Annotated in this window: 12 protein-coding genes; 8 read left to right on the top strand and 4 right to left on the bottom strand. The window is 71.9% G+C overall.

Annotated features, from left to right (window positions below; translation table 11 throughout):
* Positions 1–12: 12 nt before the first annotated feature.
* Entirely contained in the window at positions 13–1,194 is a 1,182-nt protein-coding gene (locus DEJ12_RS12940) for an acyl-CoA dehydrogenase family protein (protein WP_111030305.1), read from the bottom strand.
* Positions 1,195–1,253: 59 nt separating this feature from the next.
* Here DEJ12_RS12940 and DEJ12_RS12935 point away from each other — a divergent pair, with 59 nt between their 5' ends.
* Both DEJ12_RS12935 and DEJ12_RS12930 read left to right on the top strand, forming a co-directional pair.
* Positions 1,254–1,862, top strand: a complete 609-nt coding sequence (locus tag DEJ12_RS12935) for a QsdR family transcriptional regulator (protein WP_071247243.1) — start codon at positions 1,254–1,256, stop codon at positions 1,860–1,862.
* Positions 1,859–2,302, top strand: coding sequence for a thioesterase family protein (locus DEJ12_RS12930; RefSeq protein ID WP_111030304.1), 444 nt, complete (start codon positions 1,859–1,861; stop codon positions 2,300–2,302). The genes DEJ12_RS12935 and DEJ12_RS12930 overlap by 4 nt, the downstream gene beginning before the upstream one ends.
* Before the next feature lie 5 nt (positions 2,303–2,307).
* On the opposite strand, the gene DEJ12_RS12925 is transcribed toward DEJ12_RS12930, so the two are convergent.
* Both DEJ12_RS12925 and DEJ12_RS12920 read right to left on the bottom strand, forming a co-directional pair.
* On the bottom strand, positions 2,308–2,748 hold the full coding sequence (locus DEJ12_RS12925) for a VOC family protein (RefSeq protein ID WP_111030303.1): 441 nt from the start codon (positions 2,746–2,748) through the stop codon (positions 2,308–2,310).
* Between the two features lie 247 nt (positions 2,749–2,995).
* Positions 2,996–6,478, bottom strand: coding sequence for a bifunctional proline dehydrogenase/L-glutamate gamma-semialdehyde dehydrogenase (locus tag DEJ12_RS12920; RefSeq protein WP_111030302.1), 3,483 nt, complete (start codon positions 6,476–6,478; stop codon positions 2,996–2,998).
* 105 nt (positions 6,479–6,583) lie between these two features.
* Between DEJ12_RS12920 and DEJ12_RS12915 the strand changes: the two genes are divergently transcribed.
* From DEJ12_RS12915 to DEJ12_RS12895, 5 genes are all read left to right on the top strand, one after another.
* Positions 6,584–7,486: a LysR substrate-binding domain-containing protein gene (locus tag DEJ12_RS12915; protein WP_111030301.1), complete on the top strand. Its 903-nt coding sequence runs from the start codon at positions 6,584–6,586 to the stop codon at positions 7,484–7,486.
* A gap of 167 nt (positions 7,487–7,653) precedes the next feature.
* On the top strand, positions 7,654–9,270 hold the full coding sequence (locus tag DEJ12_RS12910; protein WP_111030300.1) for a hypothetical protein: 1,617 nt from the start codon (positions 7,654–7,656) through the stop codon (positions 9,268–9,270).
* A gap of 227 nt (positions 9,271–9,497) precedes the next feature.
* Complete coding sequence (locus DEJ12_RS12905; protein WP_111030299.1) at positions 9,498–10,856, top strand: hypothetical protein; 1,359 nt, start codon at positions 9,498–9,500, stop codon at positions 10,854–10,856.
* 253 nt (positions 10,857–11,109) lie between these two features.
* Positions 11,110–12,720: a putative Ig domain-containing protein gene (locus DEJ12_RS12900; RefSeq protein ID WP_111030298.1), complete on the top strand. Its 1,611-nt coding sequence runs from the start codon at positions 11,110–11,112 to the stop codon at positions 12,718–12,720.
* Between the two features lie 141 nt (positions 12,721–12,861).
* Entirely contained in the window at positions 12,862–13,494 is a 633-nt protein-coding gene (locus DEJ12_RS12895; protein WP_111030297.1) for an FMN-dependent NADH-azoreductase, read from the top strand.
* A gap of 21 nt (positions 13,495–13,515) precedes the next feature.
* Here the strand turns inward: DEJ12_RS12895 and DEJ12_RS12890 are convergent, their stop codons facing one another.
* On the bottom strand, positions 13,516–14,559 hold the full coding sequence (locus DEJ12_RS12890) for an MBL fold metallo-hydrolase (protein WP_181433172.1): 1,044 nt from the start codon (positions 14,557–14,559) through the stop codon (positions 13,516–13,518).
* Between the two features lie 203 nt (positions 14,560–14,762).
* On the opposite strand from DEJ12_RS12890, the gene DEJ12_RS12885 reads away from it, so the two are divergent.
* Positions 14,763–15,806, top strand: a complete 1,044-nt coding sequence (locus tag DEJ12_RS12885; RefSeq protein ID WP_111030296.1) for an ATP-dependent DNA ligase — start codon at positions 14,763–14,765, stop codon at positions 15,804–15,806.
* Positions 15,807–15,938 lie beyond the last annotated feature (132 nt).

Below are 15,938 nucleotides of genomic sequence, written 5' to 3'. Positions count from 1 at the left end.
CCGGGCGGGCCGCTAGACGAACGCGGCCTGCCCGGTGATCGCCCGCCCGACGATCAGGGTGTTGACCTCGCGCGTGCCCTCGTACGAGTAGATCGCCTCGGCATCGGCGAAGAACCGGGCCACGCCCTTGTCGAGCACGATGCCGTTGCCGCCCTGCACCTCGCGGCACCAGGCGACGGTCTCCCGCATCTTCGCGGTCGCGAACGCCTTGGCCATCGCGGAGTGCTCGTCGCCACCGACCCCGGCGTCCTGCATGGCCGAGGCCTGCGTGCACAGTGCGATCGAGGCCGTGATGTTCGACAGCGACTTGACGAGCAGGTCCTGCACGAGCTGGTGCGCGGCGATCGGCTTGCCGAACTGGATCCGCTCGCGGGCGTAGGCCAGCGCGGCCTCGTACGCACCGACCGCGATGCCGACGGCCTGCCAGGCGACCTCGGTGCGGGTCAGTCGGAGCACCTCGGCGGTGGAGCGGAACGACGTCGCGTTCTGCAGCCGACGCGACTCGGGCACCCGGACGTCCTGCATGACGATGTCGGCGTTCTGCACGCCGCGCAGCGCGATCTTGTCCTCGATCTTCGTCGCGGTGAAGCCCGCGGTGTCGGTGGTGACGAGGAAGCCCTTGACCTGACCGTCGGCGACGTCCTTCGCCCAGATCACGACGACGTCGGCGAAGGTGGCGTTGCCGATCCAGCGCTTCTCGCCGTCGAGCACCCACTCGTCGCCCTCGCGCCGGGCAGTGGTGCGCAGGCCCTTCGCGGAGTCGCTGCCCGAGTACGGCTCAGTGAGCCCGAACGCCCCGACGATCGCACCCGCGGCCATACGGGGCAGCCACTCGCGCTGCTGTTCGTCGCTGCCGGCGACCGCGATCGAGTTCATCGCCAGGCCGGACTGCACGCCGATGAAGGTGGCGACGCTCGCGTCCACGCGTCCGAGTTCGAGGGCCGCCCAGCCGCGGTACACGGCCGAGTTCTCGAACTGCCGCACGAGCGGGACGCCGGGCCCGTACATGCCGAGCTCGGCGAGCGGCGCGATCACCTGCATCGGGAACTCGGCGCGCGCCCAGTACGCGTCGGCGATGGGCGCGACCTCGCGCTCGAGGTACTGCCGGAGCTGCCCGAGCGACGCGCGCTCCTGCTCGGTGAGCTGTTGCTGGAAGCCGTAGAAGTCCGATTCGAGCAGGGGCGTCGCGGGCATCGTCGTTGACATGGGAACCACGATGCATCATTCTCGAAAACGTTGCAAGAGAGGATCGCGTGTACACATCAGACTCTGCGCTGCGCGCCTTCCGGGAGGCCCGTCACACCTTCATCGCGGGCTCACGGATCGACATGGGGGCGTTGGCTGCCGCACTCGGCGTCGACCGCACGTCGCTGTTCCGGTGGGTCGGCAACCGTGACCGGTTGCTGTCCGAGATCCTGTGGTCCCTCGCAGTCCCGACCCTCGACGGAGCCACCCACGCCGCCGACGAGATCGGGGCGACCGGAGCAGCCCGGCTCGTCGTCGTGCTCGACCGGTTCACCGCCGACCTGATCGACGCCCCGTACTTCCGGGCGTTCCTGACGCGCGAACCCGCTCGGGCGATGCGTCTGCTCACCACCTCGGACAGCGACGTGCAGAGCCGCTTCGTCGCCCGGGTGACCGCTCTCATCGAGCAGCAGGAGTCGTCCGGTACGTTCGATCCGGCACCGTTGTCGGCTGAGGAGCTCGCACGGCTGCTCGTCCGGATCTCCGAGTCGTTCACCTACGCCGAGTTCATCTCCGGTGAGACCCCTGATCCCGACCGGGCACGTGCGGCGTTCGAGTACGTCCTGCGGCCCGACGCGGTGCACGCCACACCCGCACCACCGATCGGAGACCGATGACCATCGACGAGTACCCGTTCCGCCGCTCCTACCCCACCCGTTGGAACGACAACGACATGTTCGGGCACGTCAACAACACGATCTACTACTCGGCGATGGACAACGCGTCGACGTACTGGTTCCGCGAGGCCGCCGGGCTCGACCCGTTCTCGTCGGAGTGGATCGCCGTGCTGGTGTCGTCGAGCTGCCGGTTCGTCGAGTCGGCCGTCTGGCCGGACGTCATCGAGGTCGGGATGCGCTCGAAGCACCTCGGCACCACGAGCCTGTCGTGGGAGTTCGGCCTGTTCCGGCAGTCCGACGGCGCCCTGCTCGCCACCGGTGAGTTCGTGCACGTCATCATCGACCGCGAGGGCGCCCGCCGACCGATCCCGCTGCCCGCCGAGCTCCGCGAGCTCGTGACCGGCTCGATGGTCGCGCAGCAGGCCGCCGTCGCCGACTGACGACCTCAGCCCTTGAGGGCTGCCAGCTCGAGGTTGATGTCGTCGGGGTCCTGCACGGACAGGATCACCATGCCGGCGTCACCGAGGTCGGTGACCTCGCCGTGCTCGACCCCTGCGGCGTCGAGACGTGCAGCCGCCTGGTGCAGCTCGTCGACCGACCCCACGACGAAACTCACGTGGTCGAGCCCGACGGTGTTCGGGTTGAACGTCTGCCCCGCCGGAGCGACCGGGCGGAGACCGAAGACCTGATCGCCGAGCCGGAACACGGAGCCGCCGTAGAAACGCTCGCGGTCCTCGCGCACGCCGGGCTCGTCGACCTGGTCGCTGAAGTCGATGGCCGGGTCGGTGCCGAGCAGCTGCTGGTAGAACGCCTTGCTGCGGTGGATGTCGGTCACGGTGACGCGGACGTGGGCGAGGGCGGTCGGGCGTGCGAACGGTTCGGTCATGGTGGAGCTCCTCCGGGTTCGACCCGACGCAGGGCCGTCGGTTGCGCGCCGTGGTTGCGACGCGCACCCGAGGCAACGCTGTGCCCCTCCGAAGCACCCGAGGCGGTGCGGCGACCGGACAGCCCCGTGCACGGCGTTCCGCACGCCACACAACCGAAGTGCCCCCGAACCACGCGATCGCGCGGTTCGGGGGCACTTCGGTTGTGCAAGCGGCGCAGGACCCGAACGCCAGCGCCGCAGTCCGGGGTCAGATCAGGTCGTCGGTCAGGTGGTTCGGCGTGCCGAAGCGGTGCGCCGTGATCGACACCGCCTGCTCGCGGACGAACGGCAGGATCTCGAGCCGCCCGGCCTCGGTCACCGGGCCGCCGTACACCGCGACGTCCGGACGACCACCGACGGCCGAGTACAGCGCCGAGGTGTCACCACCGATGAGCCGCACCCGCGTCGACGGCCCCGAGGCGACCGAGCTCGCGAAGGCCTCGTCGGACACCGTCTGCGACAGCGAGCGGACGATCGGCAGCGACCGGATCGCCGCGGCGACGGACGACGGCAGCGTCGCGGCCGTGGAGACCTCGATCGTCGTCCCGGCACGGAGCGCAGCGGCGACGACGCGGACGAGCTCGACCACCGAGGCGTCAGCGTCCGCGTCCGAGTCGGCAACCGCGGCCAGCCGCACCTGCACCGACGGGAACGGCAGGTACCGGGCGATGTTCCGCTCGGCGGAGAGCGCCGAGACGTCGGTCACGGTGCCGAACAGCGTCGACCACGCCTGCTCGTCGGACGCCAGCGCACGGTCAAGCATCGGCGACGCGACCTCGGCAGCCCGGGCGAACGCCGAGACCGGACCCGACACGGCGACACCGGATGCAGCAACCGCCGGTGCCGGCGTCCACGGCCCGAGCCCGAGCAGGTAGTTCAGCCCACCGGCCTTCGTGCCGGCGCCGACCGCCGACTTCTTCCACCCGCCGAACGGCTGACGCCGGACGATGGCGCCCGTGATGCCGCGGTTGACGTAGAGGTTGCCCGCCTGGATCCGCGAGAGCCACGTGCCGATCTCGGCCGGGTCGAGCGAGTGCAGGCCCGAGGTCAGGCCGTAGTCGACCTCGTTCACGATGTCGATCGCCTCGTCGAGCGAGTCCGCGGTCATCATGCCGAGGATCGGGCCGAAGTACTCGGTGCGGTGGAACTCCGAGCCGCGGCGGACGCCCTGTCGGACACCCGGGCTCCAGAGCTTGCCGGTCTCGTCGAGCTGCTTCGGCTCGACGGCCCAGGACTCCCCCGCGCCGAGCTTCGTCAGGCCGTCGAGCAGCTTGCCCGAGGCCGGCTCGATGACGGGACCCATCTGCGTCGCGGCGTCGGTCGGGTACCCCACCGTGAGCGAGGCCACCGCGTCGAGCAGCTGGTTCCGGAAGCGCTTCGACTTCGCGACCGAGCCCACCATGACGACGAGGGACGCGGCCGAGCACTTCTGACCGGCGTGCCCGAACGCGGACGCGACGACGTCCTTCACGGCGAGGTCGAGGTCGGACGACGGCGTGACGATCACGGCGTTCTTGCCCGAGGTCTCGGCGAGCAGCGGCAGGTCGGGGCGGAACGAGCGGAACAGCTCGGCCGTCTCGTACGCACCGGTGAGGATGACCTGGTCGACCATCGGCGACGCGATGAGCTGCTGCCCGAGGTCGTTCTCCGACACCTGCAGGAACGCGAGCACGTCGGCCGGGGCCCCGTGGGCGTCGAGCGCGGTCTCGATGATCGAGGCGAGCACGGCGCCGGAGCGCTCGGCGGGCGGCGCGGGCTTCAGCACGACGGCTGACCCGGCCGCCAGCGCGGCGAGGGTCGATCCGGCGGGGATCGCGACGGGGAAGTTCCACGGCGGCGCGACCAGGGTCAGCGCCGCGGGCGTGAAGGTCGCACCGTCGACGTCGTCGAGCGAAGACGCCAGGGTGCCGTAGAAGTGCGCGAAGTCGATCGCCTCGGACACCTCGGGGTCGGCCTGGTCGATGGTCTTGCCGGTCTCCGACGCCATGACCTCGATGAGTGCGGCGCGGTTCGCCTCGAGTGCGTCGCCGACGGCGTGCAGCACGGCGCCACGTGCACCACCGGACCAGGTCCCCCAGACCGCACCGGCGGCCTTGGCGCGACCGAGCGCGGTGTCGAGCGCCGTGGCGGAGTCGACCCGGGCCTCCTGGACGGCGCGGACGCCGAGCGTCGACGAGGCGACCCGTGCGGTGATGGCGTCGCCCCAGGCGCGGACGGCGCCGACCGACGGGTCGCTGTCCGGGGTGTTCTCGAAGTGGCCGGGGCCGGGGCGGCCGACGGCGGCGTATCGGTCGGCGACACGGTGGGAGGCCGGCGCTTCGAGGCCCTCAGGCGTCGCGAGCGGCACCAGGGATGCACGGAAGCGCTCCTCTTCGCGGGCGAACAGCGGCGGCGAGGACACCAGCGAGAAGACCGCGGACATGAAGTTGTCCTGTGACGCACCCTCTTCTAGGCGACGGATCAGGTAGGCGATCGCGACGTCGAACTCGCCCGGGTGCACGACCGGCGTGTAGAGCAGGAGCGAACCGACGGTGTTCTTCACGGCCGACGCCTGCCCCTGCGCCATGCCGAGCAGCATCTCGAACTCGATGCCGTCCCGCACGCCGCGCTCACCGGCGAGCAACCAGGCGTGCGCGACGTCGAACAGGTTGTGCCCGGCGACACCGACGCGGACGTTCTCGACGCGCGATGGGGTGAGCGCCCAGTCGAGCACGCGCTTGTAGTTGGTGTCCGAGTCCTGCTTGGTGTGCCAGGTGGCGAGCGGCCAGCCGTGGACCGAGGCCTCGACCTGCTCCATCGGCAGGTTCGCGCCCTTGACCAGACGGACCTTGATGCCGGCACCACCACGAGCGCGGCGGGCTGCGGACCACTCCTGCAGCTCCTGCATCGCGGCGAGCGCGTCGGGCAGGTACGCCTGCAGCACGATGCCGGCTTCGAGGCCGAGGAACTCGGGCTCGTCGAGGAGCTTCGTGAAGACCGCGATGGTGAGGTCGAGGTCCTTGTACTCCTCCATGTCGAGATTGATGAACTTGGCCGGGGTGGCGGCTGCGGCACGCTGGAAGAGCGGTCGGAGCTGCTCGACGATGTCGTCCACCGCGTGGCCGAACGCCCACGGCGAGTGCGGGTGCACGGTCGAGGACACCTTGATGGAGACGTAGTCGACGTCGTCGCGGGCCAGGAGCTTGTGCGTGCCCTCGAGTCGGCGGGCGGCTTCGCGCTCCCCCAGGACGGCCTCGCCGAGCAGGTTGACGTTGAGGCGGACGCCGTCGCGCTTGATGCCGGCGATGGCCGGGCCGAGCTTGGAGTCGGTGGCGTCGACGATCAGGTGGCCGACCATGTTCCGGAGGACCCGTCGAGCGATGGGGACGACGACGTTCGGCAGCATCGGGGCCATGCCGCCGCCGAGCCGGACGAGTCCGCGGAGCGCGGCGGGGAGGAACCCGGGGGCGTCCGGGGCGATCTGGCGGAGCTTGCGGGCGGCGACGGCGAGGTCTTCCGGTCGCACGACCCCGTCGACGAACCCGACGGCGAAGTCGAGTCCGGCGGGGTCGGCGAGCACGCCGGCGAGCTGCTTCGCGGAGCCGTCGACCGGGTAGGTCTCGGCCTCGGCGAGCCACTGTCGGACGAGCGCGACGGACTGGTCCGCCAGGGCGTCGTGGTCGATGGCGGAGTCCTCGTGCAGCGTCGTCATGGGTTCAGTGTGGAGGTCGGGGATGCGGTAGCGGAAGTGAGCGTTCCTGATGGATACCGTTCAGTTGCGCTACCGTTCCGGTCCTGATCCGGCTAGCGTCGGACCATGCTCGACGTCCGCCGTCTCGTGCTCCTCCGTGAGCTGTCCATCCGCGGCACGATCGCGGCCGTCGCCGAGGCCGTGAACTTCACTCCGTCGGCGGTCTCGCAGCAGCTGAGCGCCCTGGAGCGGGAGGCCGGCGTGCAGCTCCTCCGCAAGGCCGGGCGACGGCTCCAGCTCACCCCGCAGGCCGAGGTGCTGGTGGCCGCGGCGGGCCAGGTGCTCGACGTCCTCGAGCACGCGCAGTCGCAGGTCGAGGACACCCTGTCGTCCGTGCAGGGGCGCGTGCGGGTCGCCGTGTTCCAGTCCGCGGCCCTCGCCCTGATGCCGAGCGCCCTGCACGAGATGGCCACGGAACACCCCGACGTCCGGGTCGAGATGGTCCAGCGGGAACCGGAGACCGCACTGAACGAGACGTGGGCTCGTGACTTCGACATGGTCATCGCCGAGCAGTACCCGGCCCACGCCGCTCCGCACCTGCCCGGGCTCGACCGCTCCGACCTGACGACCGACGCCGTCCGGCTCGCCCTGCCCCCGCTCGACACGGCCCTGCGCCCGGTGTCGTCGCTCGAGGACGCCCGCACCATGCCCTGGGTGATGGAACCCCGCGGCACCGCGTCGCGGCACTTCGCCGAGCAGGTCTGTCGGCGCTGGGGCTTCGAGCCCGACGTCCGGTACGAGACCGCGGACCTGCAGACGCAGATCCGTCTGGTCGAGTCGGGCAACGCCGTCAGCCTGATGCCCGACCTGATGTGGACCGGTCGGACGACGACGTGCCGGCTGCTCGAGCTGCCCGAGCGCCCGCGTCGGACGATCTTCACGGTGGTCCGCGCCGCTGGCGCGTCGTCGCCAGCCGTGCGCGCACTCCGCGACGCGCTCGAACGTGCCGCGTCCGTCGTCGGAGCGTGACACGGCGGTCTGGAGGCGCGGCGCGGGTCCGGCACGACGGCTGCGGAGCTCCGTCGCCATCGTGATCATTCCGTGATCGAGCGATCGTCAGGACTGGTCAGCGGGCGACATTCCCTGAGTAGAGGACGCTGATCCGGCGTCCCACCCAGGCATCCGAGGGGGATCCCGTGAACCAGTCCTGCAGGTACACCTTCCGCCGTAGCGCGGCGATCGGAGCGGCGATCGCGATCGTCACCGCTTCGTCGGCGTTCGGCATCGGGGCGAGCGCCGCCTCCGCAGCGACCGACGAGACCGCTGCACCGAGCACAACCGCGACGTCGGCTCCGCAGGACGCGACCACCGCGAACGCCGCGACCGACACCACGGCGGCCGACACCGACACCGGCACCGACACCGCTCCCGACACGGCGCAGGCCGCACCGGACGGCGAGACCGCCGACCCGGCACCGGCGCCTGCACCGGCACCGGCACCGGCACCGACCGACGAGACGGCGACGCCGGACACCACCCCGGCCGCGACCACACCGCCCGCCGCGGGCACCGCGACGACGACCCCCGCCGCCGCAGACCAGCCCGCCCCCGAGGCATCGACGCCCGTCACCTGGGCGGAGCCGTCGAGCAAGGACGCGCCGATCGTCCTCACCGCGACCGCCGGCCAGCCGTTCTCGCACACCTTCACCGCCCAGGGCGGCGACGGCCCACTGGAGTACCTGTTCAACCCGCTGAACTTCGACCCGACCAACGACGTCAACGGCTGGTCCTGGAACGAGCAGACCGGTGTCCTGAGCGCCACCCCGAAGAGCACGTTCGACGGCCCCGCACTGTTCCAGGTCACCGCGACCGACCTGCACCAGACCGCCGTGCAGTACGTCCGGGTCGACATCGAGCCCGGCGCCCCGGTGGGTGTCACGTTCGGCGTCGACAGCTCGGACTCCGACGTCAGCTGGCAGGTCGACGCCGACGGGACGATCCGGGAGTACGCGCCGGGTGGCACCGGTGACACCGTGGTGTCGGAGGTCCCCGCCACGGTCGGCTCCTCGATGACCCTCGCGGGGCTGGCCGTCGACGCGCTGGGCAACCGCACCACCCCGGGCGACGAGTACCCGCGCTCGACCGTCACGAGCACCACCGCGTCCGACGGCGTGGTCTGGGACCCGAACTGGTCGGCGAACACGGTGACGTTCTCGGAGCCGGGCACCCGCACACTGACGGTGTCCGAGGGCGGCGTCTCGACCTCGTTCACGGTCCGCGTCTCCGAGGCCCCCGCTGCCGTCGCCGGCATCACCATCGGGGTGCTCCCCGCGGACGGGACGACCGGCGACCGGTGGGGCGTCGAGGGCGACGTGATCACCTACTACCCGGCGGACGGCGACCCGCAGCAGGTCGACGCGGTCCCGGCCCGACAGGGTGACCGGGTGCAGATCCGCGCCCTGGCCGTGGACGCCGAGGGGCAGCCGGTCGGCGACCACACCGACCTCACCTTCACGAGCGACGTGGCCAGTGACCGCATCGAGTACGACCCCGAGGCTGTTGCCACGTGGGTGACCTTCGAGCACGCGTCGCCGCACACGGTCACCGTCGCGTCCGGAGACGTGACGAGCACCATCCGCTTCGAGGTGCAGCCGACGGCGACGACCACGGTCACGACCACCCACACGCCGACCGCATCGGGCAGCCTCGCGTACACCGGCGCCGACGAGTCCGGCCCGCTCGCGTGGGCCCTCGGCCTCCTGGCATCGGGCGCCGGCCTGCTCGTCTGGCGCCTGCGTCGCCGACTCGGCTGAGGCACGTAGGAGCGACCGCCTGACGGACCGGAGGCGCGGGGCAGGACCGCCCCGCACCTCCGGTTCGTCTTTGCGCGATTCTGTGAAAAACCCCAGATGAGAGCCGGTAGTACCGAGATGAAACCGTGATCTCCGGCAGGGGTCGGAACGGGTCCGCGAACCGTAACGTCAGCACCGAGGAGCGCGCGGGCACCGCGTGCTCACCACCAGACTCCCGAGGGGGAACCATGCACCAGTCCACCAAGCCGCCCGTCCGCCGCGCGGCGACGATCGGCATCGTCGTCGCGGCGACCGCCATCGGCTCGGTCATCGGCGTCGGCGCGCCCGCGACGGCGGCGACGCCGACGGGGACGACGACACCGACGAGCACCACGGCGACCTCCACGGCCGCCGAGACACCGAGCGCCGGCCCGACGCCCGGCGCCGGCCCCGCCGCGAAGGCCACGGACAGCGCCACCCCGACGGCAGCACCGGGTGACGGCAGCGACCTCGCGTTCACCGAGCCGTCGACCCAGGCCGCCCCGATCGCCCTCACCACGACGGTCGGCACGCCGTTCAGCCACACGTTCACCACCACGGGCGGCAACGGCACCGTCGGGTACGCCATCCAGGACGCCCCGTCGACGGACTACACGGTGAACGTCGAGACCGGCGTGCTGAGCGGCACGCCGACGACCGCCGGCACGTTCGACTTCGAGGTCGTGGCGCTCAGCGGCTCGACACAGGTGACCGAGTACGTCCGCCTGACCGTCTCACCGTCGCCGGTCGTCTTCACCGAGCCCTCGACGAAGGCGAAGCCGCTCGCCCTCACCGCCACCGCCGGCGCGACCTTCACGCACACGTTCCGCACCACGGGCGGCACGGGATCGCTGGCGTACGCGATCCAGGACGCGCCCTCGTCCGACCTGACCGTCAACGTCGAGACCGGGGTGCTCACCAGCACGGTGACCACCGCTGGCACGTACGACTTCGAGGTCGTCGCCCTCCGTGGCACCGCGACCGCCACGGAGTACGTGCGCCTGACCGTCCTGCCGGCCGCACCCATCGGGGTCCGCGCGATCGTCGACACCGGCACACCCGGCGCAACGGTCTGGTCGGTCGCACCCGGTGGCGTCATCAGCGCGTTCTCCGGCGGGGGCGAGCCCCTCGGCACCGTCGCGTCCATCCCCGTCCAGCAGGGCGGCTCGCTGGTGGTGTCCGGCCTCGCCGTCGACCGGTTCGGCAACGCGACCGCGCCGGCTTCCGTGAGCACCGGGTTCGGCGCGACGGTGACGAGCTCGGTGGCGTCGGACCGGGTCGTCACCGATCCCCGGGGCGACGCCTCGAAGGTGACGTTCCCGCACGCCTCGGACCACCGTCTCACCATCACCCAGGGTGGCGCCTCGACCACGTTCGTCGTCGCCGTCCGTCCCGTCGCCACCGCCGCGGTCGCGACCACGACGAGCGGCACCGGCGGCACCGGCGGCACCGGCGGCACGCTCGCCTACACCGGCGCCGACGAGACCACGCCGTTGGCGTGGGCGCTCGGCCTGCTCGCCGCCGGCGGCGGTCTGCTGGTCCACCGTTTGCGTCGCCGTCGCGCCTGAGACGCGGCCCCGGACGGACGGGAGGCGCGGTGCGGGCCCGCACCGCGCCTCCCGTCCGTCCTTCCGCGCCCACAGGGTGCGCCGCGCGTGCGGGGGTCCGGCGGTTTCCCGCACGCACCCCCAACCCGGGTCACATTCCGGTGAATCGTCACAGCCCGGCAACGTCATCCCGCTACGATCCGAGAACGCCGACATTCTCGGCAAATTCACATGATCTGGGCGATGAGCCCGGACCGAATCCCTGGGGGATCCCGTGCACCGCAGCACCTCCACTGTCCGTCGCGCCTGCGCCGTCGGCACCACCGTCGCCCTGGTCGGCCTGACCACCGGCCTCGGCATCATGACCGCGACGGCCGCCAACGCCGAGACGCTCGACACCACGCAGCCGATCGTGGCCGCTGAGACGCCCGCTCCGGTCGTCTCCGACGAGACGCCCACGCCGACGGACCCGCCCGTCGAGACCGCGCCCGAGACCCCTGCTCCGGCCGAGGAAGCCCCGGCGCCCACCCCCGAGGCCACCGAGCCCGCCGCGCCGGAGACCACCGCGCCGGCCGCCACCGAGGCTCCGAAGCCGACCGAGACCCCGAAGCCGGACGTCACGACCAAGGCCGCCGACGCCACCGTCACCATCGAGGGCACGGCCAAGGTCGGCACCCGACTCGTCGCCGTCGTCACCGGCTTCGACGACGAGGCGGGGTACAAGTACTCGTGGACCGACCAGGACGGCAACGTCCTGTCGAAGGCCGCGAGCTACGTCGTCGACCCGACCGACGTCCGCAAGACCATCACGGTCGCCGTGACGGGCACGCTGCCCGGCGCGACCGAGACCTCCACGGTCGAGTCCGAGGCCACCGCCGCCGTGACGCAGACCCCGGCGTTCCTCGGTGAGGACGGCCAGCCCACCAAGGCCGGTGCCACGCAGGACAGCCCGCTCGAGCTGAGCACCGCCGCCGGTGACGCCTTCTCGCACACCTTCCGTGCGCAGGGCTTCCCGGAGCCGAAGTACAGCCTCGCCTGGTTCGACGAGGACGACGCCGAGTACGCCGAGGAGTTCCCGGAGGACGAGATGTCCCCCGCGGACCAGCTCCCCGACGGCCTCACCTTCGACGCGTCGACCGGTGAGCTCAGTGGGGTCACGACCGAGGCGTGGGACTGGACCTTCGCCGTCACGGCGACCAGCGGCACCGAGACGACCACGCAGTACGTTTCGCTCAACGTCGAGGCCGGTGCGCCGCTCGGCCTGTTCGTCTACACGACCGACCGCGCCGGAGCCTTCGACTTCGACTTCGACGAGAACGACACCAAGAAGCGCACCACGTGGATCATCGACCCGGACGGCAAGGTCTACACCGTCATCACGCAGGGTGACGGCGACGGTGGCCAGGTCGGCACCGAGGTCGACGGCGGTCGTCCCACGATCAAGCAGGGTGGGACGCTCATCGTGACCGGCACGGTCGTCGATCGGTTCGGCAACGAGGTCCTGGGCGAGGACGACGAGTCGATCACGCCCACCGTGACGTCGGACGTCTCGACCGACGTCATCGCCGCAGACCCCGAGATCGGTGAGTTCGGCTTCATCGGCGTCACGTTCCCGCACGCCTCGATCCACAACCTCACGGTCGCCGCCGGCGATTTCGCCACCTCGTTCGCCGTGGATGTCCAGCCGACCGCGGTCGCCGGCATCGCCGACCCGACCCCGGTCGCGCCGGCAGCGGCCCCGGTCGCCCCGGTCAACACCGGCGGTCAGCTCGCCTACACCGGTTCGGACACCACCGACGCGCTGCCGTGGGCCCTGGGCCTGCTCGTCGCCGGTGCCGGCCTCATCGGCGCCCGCTTCGCGCGTCGTCGTCGCGCCCAGCGCTGACACCCTGAGACGTCTCCCGTCCGTCGCGTGCCCGCGCGGTGGACGGGAGGCCCGTGACGGCCCCGCCTGCTCCTCCACCGGAGCAGGCGGGGCCGTTTCGCATCCGCGCCCGGCCGGGTCCGCGCCGGTAGCGTTGGCGACATGCCCACGCTGCTGCACATCGACTCCTCGGCCGACCTGTCCCACTCCCGCTCGCGCGCACTGACCGCGGCCTTCGCCGACGCCTGGCGCGCCCGCGGCCCGGAGTACACGGTCGTCCGGCGGGACCTGCACGTCGACCAGCTCCCCCACCTGGAGAGCTCGGCGCTGCACTGGGCGGCCGCCGACCGCACCACCGAGGAGATCGTCGCGCCCGAGGCCGAGGCCCTTCGTCAAGCGGTCATCGACGAGCTCCTGGCCGCCGACGTCGTCGTGGTGGGTGCGCCGCTGTACAACTACACGGTGCCGTCGACCCTGAAGGCCTGGATCGACCGCATCCACGTGCCCGGCATCCTGACCGGCGGCGTGCAGCCCCTGGCCGGACGCCCCGTCGTCACCGTGGTGAGCCGCGGCGCCACCTACGACGCCGGCACCCCGACCGAGGGCTGGGACCACGGCTCCCCCGTCCTGCACATCGTGCTCGGCACCGCGCTCGGCATGAAGCTGTACCCGATCACCGTCAGCGCGACCCTGGCCGACCGGCTGCCGGACCTCGCACCGCTGGCCGACCACGCCGCCGCGGAACTCGCCGACGCGAAGACGACGATCGAGCGCCTGGCGACGACGCTCGGCTGACCCCCGCGGCCGCGGCGTTCGTCAGGCGGGCCGCACCTCGTCGGCCCGCCCGAGCAGCTCCGCGTGGAAGGCCGTCTGCGTCAGGGCGCTCGCGAGCAGGAACCCGGTCATCGACTCGATCCCGCCACTGAAGGGAACCCGGGCGGCGACCTCGAACAGCGTCGGACGGTCCAGTGCGTCGAGGGCCGCGGCGACGTGGAGCGAGCGTTCCTCCCGGTGCCGGGCCAGGGTCTGCGCGCGGGTGACGACGTCCCGGAACCGGTACTCGTGCCCCGGGCAGACCTCGAGGTCGGCGTACGGGTCGAGCCGCGCGAGGGACGCCAGGTAGTCGCCGAGCGGGTTCGTCCTGGTCCGGCCGCCGAGTCCGATGCCGGAGTTGATCCGCGGCAGCACGTGGTCGCCGGAGAACAGCAGGCCATCGGCCTCGTCGAGGAAGCACACGTGCCCGCTCGTGTGCCCCGGGGTCCACAGCGTGCGGATCGTCCGACCGGGGATCGGCAGCAGGTCGCCGTCCTCGAGCAGCACGTCCGCGTACGGCGCCTCGATCCGGCCCATCCCGATCCGGCGTCCGCTGCCCCACGCCTCGACGACCCCGGCCCGCAGGTGTTCGGGCAGCCCCCACGTCGCGATGTCGGCGTCGTTCCGCTCGGCGTCGGCGCGTTCCCGTTCGAGCGCACGGACCTCGAGGCCGTGCATCGCCACACGTGCACCCGTCGCCCGGCGGATGGCCGCCGCGGCACCCAGGTGGTCGGCGTGCAGGTGCGTCACGGCCACGAGCGACACGTCGTCCAGGGTCCGACCGATCGTGGCGAGACCGTCCCGCAGCTCGGCGAGCCCGCCGTCGGCAGACCACCCGGGATCGATCACCGCGAGCGAGCCGTCCGCCCCCTCGACGACGTAGACCAGGGTCGCGTCGGGCACCCCGAACCGGAACGGCACCGCGAGGGTCCAGATGCCCGGCCGGACCTGCTCGACGGGTGGCAGGACGCCGTCGCGGAGCGCAGCGGCCTGCACGGGGCTGATCGGTTCCGGGGCCGGCGCTGCCGGCGGGGGCACGGTCGTCACGCTGGCCACCCTACCGACGCGCGCCGACCTGCCCGGCGACGGCCCTGCTCCCGACGCATGGTGAGCAGAAATGGTCGGGTGCGGGCACTGGACCCGACCATTTCTGCTCACCGAACGCACGTGCCGGGCGGAGCACGGGTCTCCAGGCAGACGGCGCAGGCCGCGCCGACAGCCCCGCCGACGCGCGCGAGTAGACAGGACCCATGGAGATCGCACCGATGCTCGCCAAGGCCGTCGCCACCGTCCCCGATCCGGACAGCACGAAGGGCGGGCTGCGGTACGAGCCGAAGTGGGACGGCTTCCGCGGCATCGTGACCATCGACGGTGACGACGTCGAGATCGGCAGCCGCGGCGCCAAGCCGCTCACCCGGTACTTCCCCGAGCTCGTCGAGGCGTTCCGCGCGCAGTTCGGCGGCCGCGACCACCCGGTCGTCCTGGACGGCGAGGTGATCCTGCGTTCCGGTGAGCCCGGTGCCGAGCGCCTCGACTGGGAGGCCCTGTCACAGCGCATCCACCCGGCGGCCTCGCGGATCGCCAAGCTCAGCGTCGAGACGCCGGCGCAGTTCGTGGCCTTCGACCTGCTGGCGGTGGACGGCGAAGAGCTGGTGGACCGCCCGTTCGACGAGCGCCGCGAGCGCCTGGAGCAGCTCGGCGACGCGATGACCGACCCGCTCTTCGTCACCCGCACCACGCTCGACGTCGAGCAGGCGCGCGAGTGGCTCACCACGTTCGAGGGCGCCGGGCTCGACGGCGTCGTCGCGAAGCCGCGAGCGCGGCCGTACGAACCGAACAAGCGCTCGATGCTCAAGATCAAGCACCACCGCACCGCCGACGTCGTCGCCATCGGCTACCGCGTGCACAAGAGCGGCTCCGGCGTCGGGTCGCTGCTGGTCGGCCTGTACGACGCGGACGGCGAGCTCCGCCAGGTCGGCGGCGTCTCCGCCTTCTCCGACAAGCGCCGGGCCGCGTTGATCGACGAGCTCGAGCCCGTCGTGCTCCGCGATGCGGACGGGAGGCCCGTCACCGGTGACGGGGAACGGTCGCGGTTCTCGTCGGGTCGCGACACGTCGTTCGTCCGGCTGGCGCCGGAGCTGGTGCTCGAGGTCCGGTACGACCAGATGGAGGGCGACCGGTTCCGGCACACCGTGCAGTTCGAGCGGTGGCGGCCCGACCGCGAGGCGACGTCGTGCGGGTTCGAGCAGCTCGAGGTGCCCAGTGCCTACGACCTGAGCGACGTGCTGTCCTGACGACGGAACGCACTGCGGTGTCCGTTTGTCGCTGTTCTGTCACGTTCGCGGAAAAGTAGTTAGCCGAACTAGCGAAGCCGTGCCAGGATGATCTCAGCAGCACGAGGCGTCCAGTCCGGGCGCCCGGATCGA

This window comes from Curtobacterium sp. MCLR17_059 (assembly GCF_003234665.1).
Classification (GTDB): domain Bacteria; phylum Actinomycetota; class Actinomycetes; order Actinomycetales; family Microbacteriaceae; genus Curtobacterium; species Curtobacterium flaccumfaciens.
The sequence above is the reverse complement of the archived record's forward strand: the minus strand, read 5'-3'. Positions and strand labels throughout refer to the sequence as shown.